Source organism: Aggregatibacter sp. HMT-949, assembly GCF_041734645.1.
Taxonomy (GTDB): domain Bacteria; phylum Pseudomonadota; class Gammaproteobacteria; order Enterobacterales; family Pasteurellaceae; genus Rodentibacter.
Genome location: NZ_CP162010.1, coordinates 1,019,940 through 1,041,430, shown reverse-complemented (window position 1 = coordinate 1,041,430; position 21,491 = coordinate 1,019,940). Strand labels below are relative to the sequence as shown.

Sequence of the window (21,491 nt, the reverse complement as noted above, 5' to 3'; positions counted from 1 at the left end):
AAGCGATAAAAAACCTACCGGCCGGTAGGTTTTTTTATTTAACAAGCACTAAGCGTGGCAAGTTTGACAAGCGGCTTGGAACATCCAGACAAGTTTTTCTTGTTCTTTAATGTAGTCGCTCATTTGAGAGTTCGTCCCTTCATCGCCTGCTTCACCGGCAAGCTCAAGAATTTCACGTTGTTGTTCAAGTAATACTTTTAAGCCCGCTAAGGTGCCCGATAAACAGTCCTGCGCGCTGCTTACCGCGATTTCTTCTTTAATACGTGATGCTTTTAAATATTGGCTGTAGGCATTATTCGGCGTGTAACCTAAGGTTAAGATACGTTCGGCCACTTCATCCACTTTATTGATTAAATCCGTGTAGATTTCCTCAAATTTAGCGTGTAATTCAAAGAAGTTTACGCCTTTAATATTCCAGTGATAACCGCGCACGTTGGTGTAGAAAACTTGGTAAGTTGCAAGAAGATCGTTTAATTTGCCCGCAAGTTCTGCAGATTGTGCTTTATCTAGTCCGATAGATGTTTTTGACATTGTATTTTCCTCCATATTTAGTTGATTAATTTTGCTCTAAGCGTTTTTGCTTTCGATGGAGCACATTATACGTAGGAATTATGTGGGGTAAAATGGCTTTGCTGGATAGAATTAATAGGTAATTTATATTGAATTATTAAAATTTTTTAAATTTTAACGATTGATTGATGTTCAAGGGGCTTATTACGTTACTTTTTAAAGTCTCGACAAGTTACCGAACGTTGCCAAGATTTCGATTTGATGTCGGTAAAACCGGTTTTGCATTTATTATCAATTGCCGCTCGTTACAGCCATACTGCGATCCCGCAAAATAGCACCGCATTGAAACCTCGTATATGGTGGCTTCAATGCGGTGCTATTTTTAATGTTCAGCAATAGACTTAATGTAAGGAAACGTTTTAGGCTTTTTTTACTTGCAGATAGTTGGCAAGCGTGCCGAAAAGTTGCTGAATTTGTTCGGCGCGATGTCCCAGCGCTCGTACTGTTATGCCGGCTTGATGAAGCAACGACGCGCCGACCAACATGTTTTTTTGATTTCCGATAATGGCATGAATTTCTTGTAATTGGTCTTTTAAGTCTGCCGCGTTTTTCGCTAAGTTCAAATAAATCAGCGTGCCTTGGTGAGAATAATTTTCCATTTGGCTTAAGGCGGTCAAATTCATTTGAGCGGGTAGCCACTGAATACAATCGCTTACCAGCGGGTGTTTTTGGCCGTTATTTTGCCACGCTACAATTTTTAAATGGGAAGAAAATTGACGAAAAGCAAAGCGCTCATGAGTTAACACACGTCCGATTGCTACGATTTCGCCGTAAATTAACTCACTGTTTTCGCTCATTTCAATTTGAGTTTTTTGTTTGAATGCCGAATCTTTGTGTAGCACTAACGGATGCGGTAAATAGAACAATCGGCTGTTTTCGACTAATTGAATCTGCGTAATTTGCTCGGCAAGATCGCCTTCATTCATTGCCTGCACGCGAGTAAACGCCTGTGTGTTCAACGAAAGTGTGCTTGCCTTTGTAAGCTGAATTTGAATATCCAATTGATCGCCACCTAATAAGCCGGGGGACGACGACATCAGCACCGCATTCAATCCGTCACGCCAATGTTCGCCGTAGTTTGGCAACGTCATGAGTTTAAACGGCGGCGTGGCGAAACACTCGGCAAGTTGGGTTTTGCCGTTGGCGGAGAGCTTGGTAGAAAGTTTGAGCTTGCTGTTCATTGCATTTTGCACAAATAGTTAATCCTGTTCTTCCCTCCGCTTACGGAGGGAACCTATTTATCGAACTAACGACGACGGTTCTTCCACATTCTTTAACAACGCGTATTTTTCAATCCAGCCGATCACGCCGTCCAAATTTTCTTTTTTCATTAAATTGGTAAAGATAAACGGCTGGCCATTACGCATACGGCGGGCGTCAGCTTCCATTACGCTTAAATCTGCGCCTACGAACGGGGCGAGATCAGTTTTGTTGATGACGAGTAAATCCGAACGGGTGATACCCGGTCCGCCTTTACGTGGGATTTTTTCACCTTGTGCTACATCGATTACGAAAATCGTCACATCCGCTAAATCGGGACTGAAAGTGGCCGAAAGGTTGTCGCCGCCTGACTCAATAAATATGATTTCCACATCAGGAAAACGCGTCGCCATTTCGTCCACCGCTTCTAAATTCATCGATGCATCTTCACGGATCGCCGTGTGCGGACAACCACCCGTTTCCACGCCCATAATGCGTTCCGGTGGAAGCAAACTGTTTTTGGTTAGAAATTCCGCATCTTCTTGGGTATAGATGTCGTTGGTAATTACCGCCACGCTGTATTTTGACGCGATTTCTCGGGTGAGTTTTTCAATTAACGCTGTTTTGCCCGCGCCAACAGGACCCGCCACGCCGATTTTGATGTAGTTACGCATTTGTTTTTATTTCCTTTGGTTTACGTAGGATGTGTGGATGGATTTTGTAATTTACGCACGAAAATCAATTCCGTGTGTGAACCGGGTACACACTGCCTACAGGTTATGACATATATAATCTGGTATAAAGTTGTTCGTGCTGCATTGCCCGAATATCATTCGCTAGAGTTGCTGCGCCAAGCCATTCTTCGTCGGGTTCAAGGCTTAATTCCACCGCTTGCACCAGTGAATCACGCAAATTAAATAGAATATCCTGTCCGTCCATTTGGCTGAGTGGAATTAATTTTACGCCGTTAGTAATCGCGCCGACGGCTGCATTGTAGTAGAACGCGTAGAGCGTATCGGCTTTGCTTAAACCCATTGCTTGGGCGACCATGGCAAACACGATAGGGAAATAGCCTTGCACGCGTTTTTCTGTAATCGCTTGTTGGTATGCGGTGAGTAGCGAATTCGTTTCGTAGCGGATAAAAATTTTCAGTAATCGAATGCCAAGTTTAAAGCTGCCTTCGCGACTTTCGCGTGCGACTTTGGTGGCAGAAAGTTGCCAATCCAGCTCACATAAGCGGTTGAAATTACCTTCGTTCATTGCATCAAACGCGAGTGATAAATAGGCGCCGTCATTGTAAATCCAGTTTTGTAATAGCTGGGTTTGCACATATTCTTCAAGTGTAGCTTTGCTTGCCACCATACGTTGTTGAACGAAGGTTTCCAAGCCGTTGGAGTGATTAAAACCGCCAATCGGCAGGGTAGGATCGACTAAGTGCAATAATGCGCCGAGATCCGTCAATGAGCGATTTAATGCCTGTGCCAATTTCCGTCTCCGTGGTGGTGATAGCCGTGATGATCGTGCGAATGGCTGTGAGAATGCCCGTGACCTTGCGCCGAGTTCGCCCGCAACGCTTGGCTTAAACGGCGTTCTGCTTTTTGCGGCGCAAATCCCGCCGCTTGTAGCCATTCGAACATCGGTTTGTCATATGGCAATGTGACTTCATTGCCATCTAAAAAGAGCGGCGAATGTTTATTGCCGATTTCATAGCAAGCACGAGCCATTTCAGGCAGGGTTTTCGGCGAAAGCACAATCACTTCGCTTGGCTGAATATCGATTACGATCGCCAAGTTATCGTTAAGAAACACCACGTCATCATGTTGCAAACGTTGCCCTTCTTTAAGCAAACGCAACGCCACCTCGCGCCCCGTTTCAGTCGTTTTACGTAAGATGTTACGTTCGCTTTCATACCACTGTAACGGCACGCGTTCAATGGTTTGAGTAGTGATTTTGCCTCCAGCGCGAAGTGCGGTTAAATTGCCCAAGATATTTTCTATAACAGGCAGAATTGGCTTGATGATTTTCATATTATTTCTTTAATTTTACGAAAGCTCGGGGCAGTACGTATCCAAATTGGATATTAAATGATTGGTCGATTGGTCAATAATCGCAAAACAGTACCTATCGCTAGAACATAAAATACCGCTGCGCCAGTGGCACTTTTTTCGCGGGTTCGCAGGTGATTAACTCGCCATCTACCCGCACTTCGTAACGCTCAGGATCGACAGTGATTTCAGGCGTAGCGTTGTTTAGCACCAAGTCTTTTTTGCCTACATTACGGCAGCCTTTAACGGCAATGAGCTCTTTTTCTAAGCCGTATTGGGATTGAATATCCGCTTGTTTGCCGGCTTCGGAAACAAAAAACACGGCAGTTTGGGCGGTGGCTTTCCCTTGGCTACCAAACATTGAGCGGTAGAACACCGGTTGCGGGGTTGGGATAGAGGCGTTTGGATCGCCCATTTTTGAAAAACTGATGAAGCCTTTTTTGATTACGGTTTCCGGTTTTACACCGAAGAACATCGGTTTCCAGAGTACAATGTCGGCGATTTTACCCACTTCCAATGAACCAACGTGATCGGCTATACCGTGTGCAATCGCTGGGTTGATGGTGTATTTTGCAATGTAGCGTTTGATGCGGAAGTTGTCGTTGCCTTCATTGCCGAGTTTGCCGCGTTGCGCTTTCATTTTGTCGGCGGTTTGCCATGTTCGTGTTACCACCTCGCCCACGCGCCCCATGGCTTGCGAGTCAGAACTCATAATCGAGAATACGCCGATATCATGTAAAATATCTTCCGCAGCGATGGTTTCAGGGCGGATACGGCTGTCGGCAAACGCCACGTCTTCAGGTACGCGTTTATCCAAATGGTGGCAGACCATCAACATATCCAAATGCTCGTCAATTGTGTTTACCGTGAAGGGGCGAGTCGGGTTGGTGGAAGCGGGGAGCACGTTCGGATACATCGCTGCCTTGATAATGTCTGGTGCGTGTCCGCCGCCCGCACCTTCGGTGTGGAAGGTATGGATCACGCGTCCGTTAATCGCTTTCATCGTGTCTTCTAAGAAACCGCTTTCGTTCAGCGTGTCGGTGTGGATCGCCACTTGCACATCCATTTCATCGGCCACTTTTAACGCTGCATCAATTACTGCCGGCGTTGCGCCCCAGTCTTCATGAATTTTCAAGCCCAATGCGCCTGCACGAATTTGCTCGCGCAGCGGTTCAAGGGTGGAGCAGTTGCCTTTGCCGAAAAAGCCGACATTCACAGGCAAGGCTTCTGCCGCTTGGAACATGCGTTGTAAGTTCCATGCTCCCGGAGTACAAGTGGTGGCGTGGGTGCCGTCCGCCGGACCCGTGCCGCCGCCGATCATCGTAGTGATGCCGTTTTCAATGGCGTGCTGTGCCTGTTGCGGACAGATCCAATGGATATGGGTGTCAATCCCGCCTGCAGTGGCGATTAAATGTGCGCCATTATGTACTTCGGTACTCGCGCCAATAATCATATTCGGGGTTACGCCGTCCATCGTATCAGGATTACCGGCTTGACCGATGCCGACAATACGTCCGTCGCGAATACCGATGTCTGCTTTGATGATGCCGAGTTTGGCATCAATAATCATCACGTTGGTGATTGCCAAATCCAACACGCTCGGATTGTCGCGCGTTGCCGTGCCGGATTGCGCCATACCGTCGCGCACGCTTTTGCCACCGCCAAATTTGCATTCGTCGCCTTTGGTCAATAAATCTTGCTCAATAGTTGCCCATAAATCGGTGTCGCCCAAACGCACGCTATCGCCCACGGTCGGCCCGTAAGTCGCCACATATTGGCTTCTTGAAATCGTTAATGCCATCATCGCCCCCTATAATTTACCGCTAATTTCATTATGGAAACCATAAATCACTTGGTTTCCGCCAAAGGCAACCAGTTCCACTGTTTTGATTTCGCCCGGTTCAAAACGCACCGCATTGCCGGACGGTACGTTTAAACGCATACCGCGCGCCAATGAGCGGTCAAATTCAAGGGCATGGTTGGTTTCAAAAAAGTGATAGTGTGAACCGACTTGGATCGGACGATCACCCTTGTTCACCACATCAATTTTCACAGTCTTTCGCCCCGCATTGGCATGAATGTTACCTTCGGCTAGTTTGTATTCGCCTGGGATCATATTGTTTAAATCCTTCTATTTTTAAATTTGCACGAAATGCCCTCTTTTTGCTAAGAGGGAACTTCTTTTTATCTAATTGGGTTATGTACCGTCACCAACTTCGTACCATCCGGAAAGGTCGCTTCAATCTGCACTTCGTGCACCATTTCCGGCACGCCTTCCATAACATCTTCAACACTTAATAATGTTGCGCCATATTGCATTACCTCCGCTACGCTCATGCCATCGCGCGCCGCTTCTTGCAAGTGGCTGGCGATGTAGGCGATGGCTTCCGGATAATTTAATTTTAGCCCGCGCGCTTTGCGTTTTGCCGCCAGTTCGCCCGCGAGGAAAAGCATCAGCTTTTCTTGTTCTCTGGATGTTAGATGCATGTTTGCCGTCCTTTTATTGATTTTACGGATTAAAAAAATTGCTGAGTTTTTGTGAACTTAAGGTACTGTGATCGACTTTATTTTTAAACCATAACATTAGCCAAGCCGCCACAATAAACCCGATAGTATAAGGGGCGAGGCCCATTTTCGCTACGCCAAATTGAATCACTACGGTCAATGCGGTGCCGGTGAGCACATAAACAAAATCTCGTAGCCGTTTGCCGGCAAAGGCACACGCCAATAAAATCGCGGAAAAGCCGTAGATGCCGTTTGCTAGTCGGTTTGGTTCAATGTCGAACAAGCAAGTGGCAAAGAACGAGCTGAAAACAGCTGCCGTCATGCCCCACATTGCCGCCCGGGGAGAATTGATCGCGATGGCAAGAAATAATAGCAAGCCGGTAATTAAATCGGCGCCAAAATTAACTTCCGCCCAAGCGTAAAAGGGTTGCTTGATGGCATCTAGCGTTGTAGTGTGATCCGCTAAATTTGGTGTAGTTTGCGATAAACCGAACAAACCAAAGTGCGCTATACCTTGGCAAAATAGCCAACAAGTCGCAACAAAAGGAAAGGTGTAAGCGGTGAGGTTTCGTTTGGTGAATTCACGCATGAGAAGCGTGGAGAGCACCGCATTGAAGGCGCCTAGCGCAAGGATTAAGGGCGATAAACCGGTTAGTCCGAAAGTGAAGATTGTGCACATAAAAGCAAGGCTGGCGTTGAAGCCGTATAAACCTTGTTTAATTTCGTTTTGTGGATAGTGCAATAGGATAGCCGATGCGGTGCCGATGAGCGAGCCGAGTAAACAACTTAAGCCTAGCGCCCAGTGGCTAAAAAACATGGCGATAGCGATGATAAGTCCCGATAAACCGTTTTCTTGTAAAAAGATTTGTCCGATTCCGACAAGGACGATTTTTATAAACCGCACAAAAATGCCTCCTAAAAAATAATGCTTTTGAAGTTTAGGGAGATTTCATTAAAACTCAAAGTGTTTATAGTTAAAATTCTAAAGAAAGAAGATTTAATTTAGATTTTATCTAAAAATATTAATTTATTTTTAGATTCGTATTGATAACATCGTCCCCTGCTAATTTTTCCTTAAAAACAAAAAGCGCATACCGAGATGCGCTTTTATGTATGTTTTGCTTAGATTAAAGCACTTTCACAATACTTTCACACAAGTAACGGATATTATCTTCCGTAATGCCCGCCACGTTGATACGCCCGGATCGAACCGCATAAATGGCGAATTCTTCTCTGAGGCGATCCACTTGTTCCGGCGTTAAACCACTGAAGGAAAACATGCCGTTTTGTTCCATAATAAAACCAAAATCCTGTTTTGCGCCGTATTCTTTCAGAAGTTGCACAAATAAATGGCGCATTTTTTTGATGCGTTCACGCATCTCAGTCAGTTCATTTTCCCATTCTTGGCGAAGTTGCGGATCGTTTAATACGGTCGCGACCGTTGCGCCACCGTGCGATGCCGGGTTGGAGTAGAGCGTGCGAATAATGGATTTCACTTGAGTTAATGCGGTTGCAGCGATATCTGCGTTTTCCGCCACCAAAGTGAAGGCGCCGACGCGTTCGTTATATAAACCGAAATTTTTCGAGAACGAACTGGCGACCAATAATTCTTTGTGATTGGCGGCAAACGTGCGTAAACCGACCGCGTCTTCATTTAAGCCGTTGGCTAAGCCTTGATAAGCAAAGTCGAATAATGGCAACCAGCCGTTTTTTACGGAAAGTTCGGCCAATTGTTTCCACTGTTCCGGCGTCGGATCGATCCCCGTCGGGTTATGGCAGCAGCCGTGGAAAAGCACCACATCGCCTTCATTGGCATTGCTTAAATCGGCAATTAAGTTGTCCCAATCCAATGCTTTACGTTCGGCGTCGTAATAACGATATTCGCGAATCGTCATGCCCACCGCATTGAAAATCGCATTATGGTTCGGCCAGGTCGGCGTGCTAATCCAAACGTTTTGCGCTTTGGTTTGGCGTTTGATAAATTCGGCCGCAATGCGAAGTGCACCGGTGCCGCCTAAACTTTGCACGGTTCTGGCGCGATCTTGCGCAATAATTGGGCTATCTGCGCCGAAAAGAAGTGCTTTAGTGCGTTGATTGTAATCGGCGATACCATCAATGCCGAGGTAATTTTTGCTGTTTTCTTTCGCCAATAAACGCGCTTCGGCTTCTTTCACAGCGCGCATAATCGGCGTTGCGCCTTGTGCGTCTTTATATATGCCGATACCTAAATTGATTTTATTTGCACGAGTTTCTGATTTGAATGCTTCGCCTAAGCCTAAAATCGGATCTGCCGGCGCGGCTTTGATATTTTCAAACATAGCGTTTTCCTTCTTTTGATGTGTGTTATGGAAATTTATTTGCTGTTCTTATACTGCAACCTTTTGCCTTTAGCAAGCAAAAACGCCGCAAAATTTAACCACACTTTAAGGAGGTTAATCCGCCTTAAAAAAGTGCGGTTAAAAATGAATTTATTTTAATTGCTCAATTGCCCAGTTTAAGCCAGATTGATAATCATCCGGTAATTCGCCGCGCAGTTTTTCCAATAGCTGAATCAAAATGGTTTTATCCGGATGCGTCAAATTAATATGACCGACTTTGCGCCCCGGGCGTACTTCTTTGCCGTACCAATGCAGCTGCGCGAACGGCGTATTGAGCCATTGTGCGTTGTGTTCCGTGCCGATTAAATTGACCATCACGCTCGGCGCGAAAATTTGTAATTGTGGCGTAGGCAAATCGAGCAGGGCGCGCAAGTGCAATTCAAATTGGCTTATGGAACAACCGAGCTGCGTCCAGTGGCCACTGTTATGCACACGTGGCGCCAGTTCATTAATCAGCAATTGATCGCCAACCACAAAACATTCCATCGCCATCACCCCGATATAATTAAGCTTATCCATAATTTTGCCTAGCATGGCTTCCGCTTGTTTTTGCTGCGCGGGTTGTTGAGCAAACTGTTGCGTCAATGCGGTGCTCACAACGCTATAGCGCAAAATACCGTTTTGCTGCAAATTGTGCGTGACCGGATAAAAACGTTTTTCGCCGTTTTTGAAACGCGCGCCGACAATCGAAACTTCGTAATCGAAGGGAATAAATTTCTCCGCAATTACTTCGCCGAAAAGATCGTTACTAATATCGGTTTTATTTTTATCGTTGATAATCCACTGCCCGCGACCGTCATAACCGCCCGTACGGCGTTTTACCACGACTTTTTCGCCGATAGTTTGGAATACGTCCGGCCATTGATGGTTGTCTTTTAATAAACACCAAGGCGAAGTGGGAAGTATCAATTCGTCCAACAGCGATTTTTGCGTGAAACGATCGGCTAATAAACTGAACACGTTTTGATTCACAAAATTTTTATGATTGCCGAGGAGTTCGGTTAACGGCGTTTTTTCCCAACGTTCGATCTCTGCCGTGAGCACCGCATTCGGCGGTAAATCAAACAACGGCGCATCGAATGCAAGAGGCTCGACTTGAATATCCAACGGCGCGCCGGCGTAGCGCAACATGCGGCCTAATTGACCATTGCCGAGTACGTAAACAGGGGGATAGAGAGAGGATTTTTGCATGAGGTTTCTTCTTATGAAAATGAAAAAACAACCGCACTTTGAAAGTGCGGTCAGTTTTTTAAATGTTTTTAAACGCGCGGATCCGGATTATCCAGCACCGCATTGGTTTGATTTTCGCGGAACGCTTGCAAGCGCGAACGCAATTCGCCATCCCAAGTCGCTAAAATTTGTGCCGCTAACAGACCCGCATTGGCGGCGCCCGCCGGGCCGATGGCTAATGTGCCGACCGGAATGCCTTTCGGCATTTGCACGATGGAATACAGGCTGTCCACGCCGCTTAGCATGGAACTTTTGACCGGCACGCCCAAAACGGGGACGAGGGTTTTTGCGGCAATCATTCCCGGTAAATGCGCGGCACCGCCGGCGCCGGCAATGATGACTTTATAGCCGTTTTGCTGCGCATTTTCGGCGAACGTAAAGAGTTTATTCGGCGTGCGGTGGGCGGAAACGATTTCCACGTGATAAGGCAGTTGAAGCGTATCTAAAATTTGCGTGGCTTCCTGCATGGTCGCCCAGTCGCTTTTGGAGCCCATAACGATGGCGATTTGTGGTTGATTGGCTGACATTGATTTGCTCTCAATATAAAGAAAAAACGGGCGTAGAATAGCATAATTTCGCTACTTTGAGCAAACGTTTGCTTCCGCTTGAGGAAGGAAAATCTCATTGCAAGTTGAGTCGTAAAATTTTATTCTAGGCGCGGTTTTTTGTTAGAAAAGAGCAGATTATGTTAGCCAAGGCAAAATATAGAAAAGATTATAAACAACCTGATTTCACCGTAACGGATATTTATTTGGACTTTCAACTAGATCCAAGACATACCGTTGTCACGGCGACCACAAAATTCAAACGTTTAAATAAAAATGCGACAACCTTTCGCTTAGACGGTCATAGTTTCCAATTCGCCTCGATTAAATTTAACGGCAAACCTTTCACCGCTTATCAACAAGACGGTGAAGGTTTAACGCTTAATTTAACAGGCAAAAGTGTGGACGAATTTGAGCTGGAAATTGTGACGATTCTTGTTCCTGCCGAAAATACCTCATTACAAGGTTTATACCAATCCGGCGAAGGCATTTGTACTCAATGCGAAGCGGAAGGCTTCCGTCAAATCACTTATATGCTGGATCGTCCTGACATATTGGCGCGCTATACGACCAAAATCACGGCCGATAAAACCAAATACCCGTTTCTACTTTCCAATGGGAACCGCATTGAGACCGGTGATTTAGCCGATGGTCGTCACTGGGTGGAATGGAATGACCCGTTTCCGAAACCAAGCTATTTATTTGCTTTAGTGGCGGGCAATTTTGATTTATTGCAAGACAAATTCGTTACTCAAAGCGGCAGAGAAGTGACACTGGAACTTTATGTGGATCGTGGCAATCTCGATCGTGCCGATTGGGCGATGGAAAGTTTGAAGAAAGCGATGAAATGGGACGAAGAACGCTTCAATTTGGAATACGACTTAGACATTTATATGATTGTCGCCGTGGATTTCTTCAACATGGGCGCAATGGAAAATAAAGGCTTAAATATTTTCAACTCGAAATTCGTGCTCGCCAATCCACAAACCGCGACGGATGACGATTATCTCGCCATTGAAAGCGTCATTGCGCACGAATATTTTCATAACTGGACGGGTAACCGCGTAACTTGCCGTGACTGGTTCCAACTAAGCTTAAAAGAAGGCTTAACGGTTTTTCGTGATCAAGAATTTTCCTCCGATACCGGTTCTCGTGCGGTAAATCGTATCAACAATGTAAAATTCCTACGTACCACGCAATTTGCCGAAGATGCAGGGCCGATGGCGCACCCGATTCGTCCGGAAAAAGTGATTGAAATGAATAATTTCTATACTGTAACGGTGTATGAAAAAGGCGCGGAAGTGATTCGTATGTTGCACACCTTATTAGGCGAGCAAGGCTTCCAAAAAGGTATGGCTCTTTATATCGCCGAAAATGACGGTAAAGCGGCAACTTGCGAAGATTTTATTTCCGCAATGGAACGTGCAAACGATTTTGATTTAACCCAATTTCGCCGTTGGTACAGCCAATCCGGTACGCCGGAATTATTCATTAGCGATGCTTACGACGAACAAACGCACAGCTATCGTCTGAAGGTGTCTCAATTTACACCGCCGACCGCCGATCAAATGGAAAAAGTAAATTTGCATATTCCGGTTAAAATCGCTTTGTATGCGCAAGACGGCACTAAACAAATGTTGCAATGTAATGGCGAACCGTTGAGTGAAGTATTAAACGTTACTGAAAAAGAGCAAATATTCGAATTTCACGGTATATACGGCCGTCCGGTGCCTGCTTTGTTGGCGGATTTTTCCGCACCGGTGAAATTAGATTACGCTTTCACCACGGAGCAACTTCTTGTTTTATTAAAATTTGCCGAAAATTCTTTCGTTCGATGGGATGCAGCACAAATATTATTTGTGAATGAATTACGACGTAACGTAGCGCATTTTCAACAAAACGAAGAATTTGAAATTTCTCCGCAAATTTTAGTGGCACTCTCCCAAGTGTTAGACCATTACGAAGAAAATGTTGAACTCGCTGCGTTAATTTTAACTTTACCGAGTAATCTTGAATTTGCCGAAAATTTCAAAACCATTGATCCGGACGGTATTACGGCAGCGCGTGAGTTTATGTTGCGCGCGATAGCAGAATATTTGAAAGAGCCGTTGCTCAAAACCTATAATCACATCCGCTTAGAAGGCTACCGTGTCACACAGCAAGATATAGCCCTTCGTGCTATGCGTAACTTGTGTTTAAGCTATTTGGCATATACGTCACTTGGTAATAATATTGTGCAAAAACATTACAATTCTGCCGATAATATGACAGACAAGCTTGCCGCGTTGAGTGCCGCCACCAGCACCGCATTGGCTTGTCGCGATGCGTTGCTTGCCGATTTTGAGCAAAAATGGCAACACGATGGCTTGGTCATGGATAAATGGTTCGCTTTGCAAGCCATCCGACCGGATGAAAATGTATTAGAGATTGTGAACCGTTTGATGGATCATCCAAGTTTTAATTTCAACAACCCAAATCGTTTACGTGCATTGGTGGGGAGCTTTGTTAATCGAAATCTTAAGGCTTTCCATAAAATAGGTGGTTCAGGATATCGCTTCCTAACGGATATTTTAATCAAATTAAATGACACCAATCCGCAAGTGGCTGCGCGTTTAATTGAGCCGTTAATTCGCTTTGCCCGCTACGATGCACAACGCCAAACTTTAATGAAACGTGCGTTAGAGCGATTGAGTACGGTGGAAAATCTTTCTAAAGATTTATTTGAGAAGATTGAAAAAGCGTTGCAATAAGCTGAAGGGTCACATTAGGACAGGTTTTATACCTGTCCCAAGAGATAAACAAGTATGTATCAGTTATTTCGTCAGGCGATTTTCCAAATGGATGCGGAAAAAGCGCATAATTTTACTATTCAATGTTTGAAACTGGCAGGAAAGCCTTGGTTCCAGTCGCTTTTAAAATCCTTAATCGGTACGCCGAAAGGTTCGCCGAAAACGGTGATGGGCGTGCTTTTTCCGAATCCGATCGGGTTGGCAGCAGGTGCCGATAAAGACGGTGAGGCGATTGACGGCTTTGGTGCGTTGGGGTTCGGTTTTATTGAAGTGGGCACGGTAACGCCCCTTGCGCAAGACGGCAATGCCAAACCGCGCCAGTTTCGTTTGATCGAAGCAGAAGGTATTATTAACCGCAACGGTTTCAATAATAAGGGTATTGATTATTTAGTCGAAAATGTAAAAAACGCCCGTTATAAAGGAGTAATCGGTGTTAATATCGGCAAAAATAAGCAAACGCCGTTGGAACACGGTAAAGACGATTATATTTTTTGCTTGAATAAAGCCTATAACTACGCGGGCTATATTACCGTGAATATTTCATCGCCGAATACGCCGGATTTGCGCCGGTTGCAATACGGCGATTATTTCGATGATTTACTACAAAGCATTAAGGCGCGTCAGGCAATTTTGGCGGAGCAATATAACAAATACGTACCGATCACGGTGAAAATTGCGCCGGATTTATCGGAAAGTGAATTGGTGCAAATTGCCGATGCCTTGGTACGTTATAAAATGGACGGCGTCATTGCGACCAATACCACTATTTCACGTGACACTGTCGCGGGATTAAACAATGCCGAGCAACAAGGCGGCTTAAGCGGCAAGCCGTTACAACACAAAAGCACAGCGGTTATCAAGCGTTTGCACAAAGAATTGAAAGGGCAGATTCCAATTATCGGCAGTGGTGGCATTGACGGCGTGTCAAACGCGCAAGAAAAAATCGCCGCGGGAGCCGAGCTATTGCAAGTGTATTCCGGCTTAATTTATCAAGGCCCGAAATTAGTCAAAGAATTAGTAAACGCAATTAAATAATGACGAAAAAATACGATTTACATTGCCACAGCACCGCATCGGACGGCGTACTTTCACCGCGAGAAGTGGTGCTGCGTGCATTTGAACAGGGTGTCAATGTACTGGCGTTATGCGATCACGATACCGTTGCAGGTATTGATGAGGCTAAACAAACTGCCGATGAAATTGGCATAGCGCTGATTAGCGGCGTGGAAGTCTCAACAGATTGGGAAGGGCGTGGCATTCATATTGTTGGACTGAATTTCGATAAAATGCATCCGAAAATGCTCGCCCTTTTGGAAAACCAAAAAGTACTACGCGAAAAAAGGGCGTTAGAAATTGGTGCAAAATTGGAAAAAGTGGGTATTCCTAATGCCTATGAAGGCGCCAAAACCCTTGCTGATGGCGAAGTTACGCGCGCTCATTATGCCCGATATTTGGTACAAATCGGCAAAGTTTCAAATGACGGCCAAGCATTTAAACGCTATTTAGGACCGGGCAAATCCGCTTTCGTGAAAGCCGAATGGACGAATATTCCCACGACTATCGAAACTATTCATGCCGCCGGTGGAATAGCGGTTATTGCTCATCCGTTACGTTATAACATGACGGGAAAGTGGGTGCGCCGACTAATGTCGGATTTTAAAACCTGGGGCGGTGATGGTGTGGAAATAGCGGATTGCGGTCAAACGAAGGACCAACGTCAGATATTGGCGCGTTGGGCGAATGAATTTGATTTGTTGGGTTCTGTCGGATCGGATTTTCATTTCCCTTGCGGCTGGGTAGAATTAGGCAAGAATTTGGCATTGCCGGAGGGTGTAAAACCTGTTTGGGCAGGATTTTGATGGTTTTTCTAAACTCATATGGCATTCCGCCCGATGAATGAATCATTTTTATTTTGTTTTGGCGCGGACTAAGCGACTTTTCCTGTTACGGTTAAATTCGAATACCGGCCGGAAAATGGAAGGTAAAAATAGCACCGCATTGAAAGCTTGTGGGATAAGGCTTCAATGCGGTGCTATTTTAACAAGCCGTTTTAGACGTTTAGTCTTTGTAGAGCGCGTTATAAAGTGCGCTTTCAAACTGTACTAACGGGCCGCGTTTAGTTTTGCTTTCGAGTTCACCGGTAGAGTAGCCGTTAATAAATTGAACGAAAGCGACTTTTTCACCTCGAGCGTTGTTCATAAAACCGGCTAAGTTATATACGCCTTTCAGTGAGCCTGTTTTAGCGATAACGTTTTTTACTAACGGCGGATTAATTAAACCGCCACGACCGCTGATGGTGCCATCCACTCCGGCGATGGGAAAGGTTTCCATTAAATGGAGTTTGTCTTCGTTGCGGGCGATGTATTCCAGCACGGAAAGCATAGTTTTCGGTGCAACAAGATTGTGGCGAGAAAGGCCGGAGCCGTCGGCTAAGATGCTGTTGCCGAATTTGATGCCTTGTTTTTGTAATATGGATTTTACTGCCAGGGTGCCGAGTTGGAAGGAGGCGGGGCGTTTGTAGTAATGGTAGGCGACTGCGCGGAATAGCGAGTCGGCAATTTGATTATCGGATTTTTTCATCATTTTTTTCAATAAATCCGGTAGCGGTTTGGAAAAATGTTGCACGAGCAATTGACCTTGCTGCATTTTTTGCGGTTGCAAAACTTTGCCATTAAATTCAATGCCAAGACGTTTTAATTGGCGTTGAATAATGGCCGCGGCGTAGGCATCGGGATCTTGCACGGCGAAACTTAAACCGAAGGGTTTGGTTTGACGCGCTAAACAGCCTTTTACTTGGTAGCGATTATTGTCGTGCACCACTACGTCCAATTGGCAATAAGGCGCTTCGTTGCTATCCGCGATATAAACTTGCCCGAACACTTGAATAGGAAATTGCGCCGGTACATTAATTTTAACGGTTTCACCCGGTGCTTGATTGGCATCAAGTTCTGCGTAGAAACAGTTATTATCGATATTGGCGGCGGAAGGCGGTGAGTTGAAACACATCGTGAGATCATTCCAAATCCAACCTAAACCACGGTCGTGACTGGAGAAAACCGATGTATCTAACACTAAATCGCCGTTAATTTTATTCACGCCTTGTTTTTTCAATTCGGCGAGTAAGTCGTAAAGTTGCCCGCTAGTGAGATCGGGATCGCCGGTAAAGCGGACGATTAAGTTGCCGTCCAAATCACCGTTTTGGATTTTTCCATTAGTGAGTAATGCTGTATCAAATTTGAATTCGTCGCCTAATGCTAATTTTGCCGCCACGGCGGTAAATACTTTTTGGGTACTTGCCGGCAACATAAAGGTGGAACCATTGTAATCAGCGACAATTTTATTTTGATCGATATTTTTTGCGATAACTGCAGTGCTGGCGCCTTCCGGCAAATTCGCGACCAAGGGGGCAACGTTCACTTCTGCGACGGCGTTAAAAGAAAGTCCAAAGGAAATAAAAAGGGTACGAAATAGGGTTGAAATTAAAGGTAATCGAGTCATATTTGCGGGTTTTGGTTGCTATTTTTTTTTAGGCGAACAATAATAGCCACCGAACGAATGAGTGTAAACCTGATTTACCCATTTTATCGATTTTGTTTAACACTTTAGTGGACTGCGGCAAAATTCTCGGATTTTGCCGTGGTTTTCTTTTTGACTAAATTTTAAGGAAACAGGCTATGAAACAAATCCCGATGACCGTTCGTGGTGCTGAATTATTAAGAAAGGAATTAGATTTTTTGAAAAATGTACGTCGTCCGGAAATTATTAAGGCCATTGCGGAAGCCCGTGAACACGGTGATTTAAAGGAAAACGCGGAATATCACGCAGCACGCGAACAACAAGGTTTCTGCGAAGGTCGTATTCAAGAAATTGAAGGTAAACTCGGTAATGCGCAAGTAATTGATGTGACTAGGTTACCAAATAACGGCAAGGTGATTTTCGGTGCAACGGTGGTTTTAGTGAATACCGATACTGATGATGAGGTGACTTATCAAATCGTGGGAGATGACGAAGCGGATATTAAGGCCGGCTTAATTTCGGTGAATTCGCCGATTGCACGCGGTTTGATCGGAAAAGAACTGGATGATACCGTGAATATCGTTACACCAGGCGGCACGGTGGAATTTGAAATTATTGAAGTGAATTACGAATAGTTAAACGGTAGGGGCGCATGTATTTGCCCCTACAACGATAATAATTATTTACGCGGAAGCTGAATTTTAGCCTCTTCGCTCGGGCGATAAAGGACCAAAATATGGCCGATGGTTTGCACCTTTGAGGCTTTTGTTTCACGTACAATGGCATTGATGATTAATTGTTTGGTTTCGCGTTCGGCACCGGCGATTTTTATTTTGATAAGTTCATGATAATCAAGCGCATTGTCAATTTCGGCCAACACGCCTTCGGTCAAACCGTTGTTGCCGAGCATAACCACCGGATTAAGATGGTGCGCAAGGCCTTTAAGAAATTGTTTTTGTTTGGTTGATAAGGTTGTCATAAGGAATCCTATAGCAATAAATAATGAGGAGCTATCAATGCGGTGCTTTCCGCACTTTTAAACTCCTCAGGTCTTGAATTCGGCAGATTGTATCCAAATATAGGCGAAACTACTACAAAAATGATATAAAAACAGAAATTATGGGAAAGAAAAAACGTTCGGCGAGTTCTTCTCGCTGGCTAAATGAACATTTTAAAGATCCGTTTGTGCAGAAAGCTCATAAACAAAAACTGCGTTCGCGTGCTTATTTTAAGCTTGATGAAATTCAACAAACGGATCATTTATTTAAGCCGGGTATGACGGTGGTTGATCTCGGTGCTGCGCCGGGTGGTTGGTCGCAATATGCGGTGAGCCAAATCGGCGGTAAGGGCAGAGTGATTGCCTGCGATATTTTAGAAATGGATCCGATAGTCGGGGTGGATTTTTTACAGGGCGACTTTCGTGATGAGAAAGTATTGAATGCCTTGTTAGAGCGGGTCGGTAAAGACAAAGTGGATGCGGTGCTGTCCGATATGGCTCCGAATTTCAGCGGAATGCCGTCGGTAGATATTCCGCGAGCAATGTATTTGGTGGAACTCGCCTTGGATATGTGCAAACAAGTGTTGGCAAGCAAAGGCAGTTTCGTGGTAAAGGTATTCCAAGGTGAAGGTTTTGACGAATATTTAAAAGAGATACGCGCTCTTTTTAATATTGTGAAAGTCCGTAAACCAGAAGCGTCGCGCGGGCGTTCGCGTGAAGTTTATATTGTGGCGATGGGGTATAAAGGCTAATCGCTCCGATAGCTTTTCAGCGTTGGCAATATATAGTATCTTGTGTCGAATTTATTAACTTAAGGAAAGGCAGGTTAAACTTTGAACGATATGGTCAAAAATTTAGTCCTTTGGATTGTGGTTGCGGTCGTCATGATGACAGCATACCAAAGCTTCAACGGCTCTTCGGCAGAGAGTTCTACCGATTATACGACTTTTGTTTATGACGTAAGCAATGGTCAGGTAAGAGAAGCGCGTTTTGATACGAACGAAATTACGGTAACCAAAAATGACGGTTCTAAATATATGACCGTTATGCCACCGTTGGAAGATAAGAAATTATTAGATGACTTACTTAGCAAGAAAGTTAAAGTGGAAGGCACACCTTTTGAGAAACGCAGTTTCCTTTCACAAATCTTAATTTCTTGGTTCCCGATGCTATTCCTTGTAGGCGTTTGGATTTTCTTTATGCGCCAAATGCAAGGCGGTGGCGGGAAAGCCATGAGCTTTGGTAAAAGCCGTGCGAAAATGCTTAATCAAGATCAGATTAAAGTGACTTTTGCCGATGTGGCGGGTTGTGACGAAGCGAAAGAAGAAGTGGGCGAAGTAGTTGATTTCTTACGTGATCCGAATAAATTTCAAAATTTAGGCGGCAAAATTCCAAAAGGAATTTTAATGGTAGGACCTCCGGGGACCGGTAAAACCTTGCTTGCCAAAGCCATTGCCGGCGAAGCGAAAGTACCGTTCTTTACCATTTCCGGTTCCGATTTCGTTGAAATGTTCGTTGGTGTCGGAGCCTCCCGCGTGCGTGATATGTTCGAGCAGGCGAAGAAAAACGCGCCTTGCTTGATTTTTATTGATGAAATCGATGCGGTGGGACGTCAACGCGGTGCCGGTTTAGGCGGTGGTCATGATGAACGCGAACAAACCCTAAATCAAATGTTGGTGGAAATGGACGGGTTCGGTGGCAATGATGGTGTCATCGTTATTGCGGCGACCAACCGTCCGGATGTGCTTGATCCGGCATTGACCCGACCGGGACGTTTTGACCGCCAAGTGGTTGTAGGCTTGCCGGATGTACGAGGACGCGAGCAAATTTTAAAAGTTCATATGCGTAAAGTACCGGTAGCCGATGATGTTGATGCGATGACATTGGCGCGTGGTACGCCGGGCTATTCCGGTGCAGATTTGGCAAACTTGGTGAACGAAGCGGCGTTGTTTGCTGCACGTATGAACAAACGTACTGTCGGGATGCTTGAGTTTGAAAAAGCGAAAGACAAAATCAATATGGGGCCGGAACGCCGCACCATGATCATGACCGACAAGCAAAAAGAATCCACAGCTTATCACGAGGCCGGTCATGCGATCGTCGGTTATTTGGTGCCGGAACATGATCCGGTGCATAAAGTAACGATCATTCCACGCGGTCGTGCTTTAGGTGTTACTTTTTTCTTGCCGGAAGGCGATCAAATCAGCATTAGCCAAAAACAATTGGAAAGCAAACTTTCTACGCTATATGCGGGGCGTTTGGCGGAGGAGTTGATTTATGGTGAAGAAAATATTTCCACCGGTGCGTCTAACGATATTAAAGTGGCGACTAATATTGCCCGTAATATGGTGACGCAATGGGGCTTTTCCGACAAACTCGGGCCGATTCTTTATTCTGAAGATGAAGGCGAAGTGTTTTTAGGGCGTTCCATGGCGAAAGCCAAACATATGTCTGATGAAACCGCTCATGTGATTGACGAAGAAGTTCGTGCGATTGTGAATCGCAATTATCAACGTGCGAAACAGCTGCTTATCGACAATATGGATATCTTACACGCGATGAAAGATGCGTTGGTAAAATATGAAACTATTGAAGAAGCGCAAATCAAGCAATTGATGAAGCGCGAGCCGGTTACTCCACCGTCAGGTTGGGAAGAACCGAAAACGTCGCAAGCGGCTTATGCAAGCACAACGACTGAAATAAAATCAGAAGAAACGCCGCTTGAAAATTCAAAAGATTCCGAATAATCAAACAAAGCCTTTCCAAACGGAAAGGCTTTATTTTTTCTTATTGTTTTTTTCCCTCCTTGATTTCGTTATAATTCCGCACCTCAAACTCACCTTAGAAAATCACCGTTTTTATGAAAATTTATGCCAATGGCAAATGTCTGGACTTATCCGCACCTCAAATTATGGGAATTTTAAATTTTACCCCTGATTCATTTTCGGACAGTGGGCGATTTTTTCGTCTCGACAAAGCGCTTTTCCAAGCGGAGAAAATGCTTAATGAGGGTGCCGCAATTATCGATATTGGCGGTGAATCCACTCGTCCTATGGCGGAAGAGGTCTCCGAGCAAGAAGAATTGCAGCGTGTCGTGCCTTTAGTGGAAGCGGTGCGCGAGCGTTTTGATTGTTGGATTTCGGTAGATTCTTCCAAAGCGCTTGTGATGCGCGAAGCGGCAAAAGTCGGTATGGATTTAATTAATGATATTCGTGCATTGCAACAACCGAATGCCTTGCAAGCCGCCGCAGAGCTTGGCTTGCCTGTTTGCATTATGCATATGCAAGGCCAACCGCGTACCATGCAAGCAAATCCAAAATATACGGATGTCGTGCAAGATGTGTTGGCATTTTTGCGGAACCGTTCAGCAGAATGCATTGCGGCAGGCGTACGTAAAGAAAATTTAATTTGGGACGTGGGCTTCGGATTTGGTAAAACCGTGCAACACAATTATCAATTATTGCAGCGATTAACTACCTTTTGTGAAGACGGTTATCCACTATTGGTAGGATTATCGCGTAAATCAATGATTGGTGCGGTGCTGGATAAACCGGTTGAAGAGCGTCTTATCGGTAGTGCGGTTGGCGCCTTAATTGCGGCACAAAACGGTGCGAGAATTTTGCGCGTGCATGATGTGGCAGCTACTGCTGACGCGCTTAAAGTTTGGCAAGCAACAATAAATGCTTAATTATTTAGAAAAAAGAAGAAATTAAAGG

The 21,491-nt window shown here is 45.1% G+C and carries 21 protein-coding genes; 7 read left to right on the top strand and 14 right to left on the bottom strand.

The window, feature by feature from the left end; translation table 11 throughout:
- Positions 1-48 precede the first annotated feature (48 nt).
- From AB3F25_RS04830 to purE, 12 genes are all read right to left on the bottom strand, one after another.
- Positions 49-531 (bottom strand): Dps family protein, encoded by a 483-nt coding sequence (locus AB3F25_RS04830; protein WP_373602768.1) that lies wholly within the window; start codon positions 529-531, stop codon positions 49-51.
- Positions 532-929: 398 nt separating this feature from the next.
- The gene (locus tag AB3F25_RS04825; protein WP_373602767.1) at positions 930-1,751 is read right to left on the bottom strand and encodes an urease accessory protein UreD; all 822 of its coding nucleotides are present in this window, start codon (positions 1,749-1,751) and stop codon (positions 930-932) included.
- Positions 1,752-1,808: 57 nt separating this feature from the next.
- Positions 1,809-2,444 (bottom strand): urease accessory protein UreG, encoded by a 636-nt coding sequence (ureG, locus tag AB3F25_RS04820; RefSeq protein WP_373602766.1) that lies wholly within the window; start codon positions 2,442-2,444, stop codon positions 1,809-1,811.
- 103 nt (positions 2,445-2,547) lie between these two features.
- A complete protein-coding gene (locus AB3F25_RS04815; protein WP_373602765.1) occupies positions 2,548-3,255 on the bottom strand; it encodes an urease accessory protein UreF in 708 nt (235 codons plus the stop codon).
- Complete coding sequence (ureE, locus tag AB3F25_RS04810; protein ID WP_373602764.1) at positions 3,240-3,797, bottom strand: urease accessory protein UreE; 558 nt, start codon at positions 3,795-3,797, stop codon at positions 3,240-3,242. The genes AB3F25_RS04815 and ureE overlap by 16 nt, the downstream gene beginning before the upstream one ends.
- 100 nt (positions 3,798-3,897) lie before the next feature.
- Complete coding sequence (gene ureC / locus AB3F25_RS04805; RefSeq protein WP_373602763.1) at positions 3,898-5,616, bottom strand: urease subunit alpha; 1,719 nt, start codon at positions 5,614-5,616, stop codon at positions 3,898-3,900.
- A 9-nt stretch (positions 5,617-5,625) separates the two neighbouring features.
- The gene (ureB, locus tag AB3F25_RS04800; RefSeq protein ID WP_373602762.1) at positions 5,626-5,931 is read right to left on the bottom strand and encodes an urease subunit beta; all 306 of its coding nucleotides are present in this window, start codon (positions 5,929-5,931) and stop codon (positions 5,626-5,628) included.
- 68 nt (positions 5,932-5,999) lie between these two features.
- On the bottom strand, positions 6,000-6,302 hold the full coding sequence (gene ureA / locus AB3F25_RS04795; RefSeq protein WP_373602761.1) for an urease subunit gamma: 303 nt from the start codon (positions 6,300-6,302) through the stop codon (positions 6,000-6,002).
- 22 nt (positions 6,303-6,324) lie between these two features.
- Positions 6,325-7,224 (bottom strand): urea transporter, encoded by a 900-nt coding sequence (locus tag AB3F25_RS04790; RefSeq protein WP_373602760.1) that lies wholly within the window; start codon positions 7,222-7,224, stop codon positions 6,325-6,327.
- Positions 7,225-7,447: 223 nt separating this feature from the next.
- Positions 7,448-8,638, bottom strand: a complete 1,191-nt coding sequence (locus AB3F25_RS04785; protein ID WP_373602759.1) for an amino acid aminotransferase — start codon at positions 8,636-8,638, stop codon at positions 7,448-7,450.
- A 150-nt stretch (positions 8,639-8,788) separates the two neighbouring features.
- Positions 8,789-9,889 (bottom strand): 5-(carboxyamino)imidazole ribonucleotide synthase, encoded by a 1,101-nt coding sequence (gene purK, locus AB3F25_RS04780; RefSeq protein ID WP_373602758.1) that lies wholly within the window; start codon positions 9,887-9,889, stop codon positions 8,789-8,791.
- A gap of 68 nt (positions 9,890-9,957) precedes the next feature.
- A complete protein-coding gene (gene purE, locus AB3F25_RS04775; RefSeq protein WP_373602757.1) occupies positions 9,958-10,455 on the bottom strand; it encodes a 5-(carboxyamino)imidazole ribonucleotide mutase in 498 nt (165 codons plus the stop codon).
- A gap of 158 nt (positions 10,456-10,613) precedes the next feature.
- On the opposite strand from purE, the gene pepN reads away from it, so the two are divergent.
- The 3 genes from pepN to AB3F25_RS04760 are packed head-to-tail and all read left to right on the top strand — an operon-like array spanning position 10,614 to position 15,121.
- Entirely contained in the window at positions 10,614-13,223 is a 2,610-nt protein-coding gene (gene pepN, locus AB3F25_RS04770; RefSeq protein ID WP_373602756.1) for an aminopeptidase N, read from the top strand.
- 54 nt (positions 13,224-13,277) lie between these two features.
- Entirely contained in the window at positions 13,278-14,297 is a 1,020-nt protein-coding gene (pyrD, locus tag AB3F25_RS04765; protein WP_373602755.1) for a quinone-dependent dihydroorotate dehydrogenase, read from the top strand.
- Positions 14,297-15,121, top strand: coding sequence for a PHP domain-containing protein (locus tag AB3F25_RS04760; RefSeq protein ID WP_373602754.1), 825 nt, complete (start codon positions 14,297-14,299; stop codon positions 15,119-15,121). Before pyrD ends, AB3F25_RS04760 begins: the two co-directional genes overlap by 1 nt.
- A 199-nt stretch (positions 15,122-15,320) precedes the next feature.
- On the opposite strand, the gene dacB is transcribed toward AB3F25_RS04760, so the two are convergent.
- Entirely contained in the window at positions 15,321-16,760 is a 1,440-nt protein-coding gene (gene dacB, locus AB3F25_RS04755) for a serine-type D-Ala-D-Ala carboxypeptidase (RefSeq protein ID WP_373602753.1), read from the bottom strand.
- Between the two features lie 176 nt (positions 16,761-16,936).
- Here dacB and greA point away from each other — a divergent pair, with 176 nt between their 5' ends.
- Positions 16,937-17,413 (top strand): transcription elongation factor GreA, encoded by a 477-nt coding sequence (greA, locus tag AB3F25_RS04750; RefSeq protein WP_373602752.1) that lies wholly within the window; start codon positions 16,937-16,939, stop codon positions 17,411-17,413.
- A gap of 44 nt (positions 17,414-17,457) precedes the next feature.
- On the opposite strand, the gene yhbY is transcribed toward greA, so the two are convergent.
- Positions 17,458-17,757, bottom strand: coding sequence for a ribosome assembly RNA-binding protein YhbY (gene yhbY, locus AB3F25_RS04745; RefSeq protein ID WP_373602751.1), 300 nt, complete (start codon positions 17,755-17,757; stop codon positions 17,458-17,460).
- A gap of 140 nt (positions 17,758-17,897) precedes the next feature.
- Here yhbY and rlmE point away from each other — a divergent pair, with 140 nt between their 5' ends.
- The 3 genes from rlmE to folP all read left to right on the top strand — a co-directional run bounded on the left by rlmE (position 17,898) and on the right by folP (position 21,463).
- Positions 17,898-18,527, top strand: coding sequence for a 23S rRNA (uridine(2552)-2'-O)-methyltransferase RlmE (rlmE, locus tag AB3F25_RS04740; protein WP_373602750.1), 630 nt, complete (start codon positions 17,898-17,900; stop codon positions 18,525-18,527).
- A 90-nt stretch (positions 18,528-18,617) separates the two neighbouring features.
- Positions 18,618-20,522, top strand: a complete 1,905-nt coding sequence (gene ftsH / locus AB3F25_RS04735) for an ATP-dependent zinc metalloprotease FtsH (protein WP_373604329.1) — start codon at positions 18,618-18,620, stop codon at positions 20,520-20,522.
- Positions 20,523-20,635: 113 nt separating this feature from the next.
- Positions 20,636-21,463 carry a dihydropteroate synthase gene (gene folP, locus AB3F25_RS04730; protein ID WP_373602749.1) on the top strand — a complete coding sequence of 276 codons (828 nt, stop codon included), beginning with the start codon at positions 20,636-20,638 and terminating at the stop codon, positions 21,461-21,463.
- The last annotated feature ends 28 nt before the right edge of the window (positions 21,464-21,491 follow it).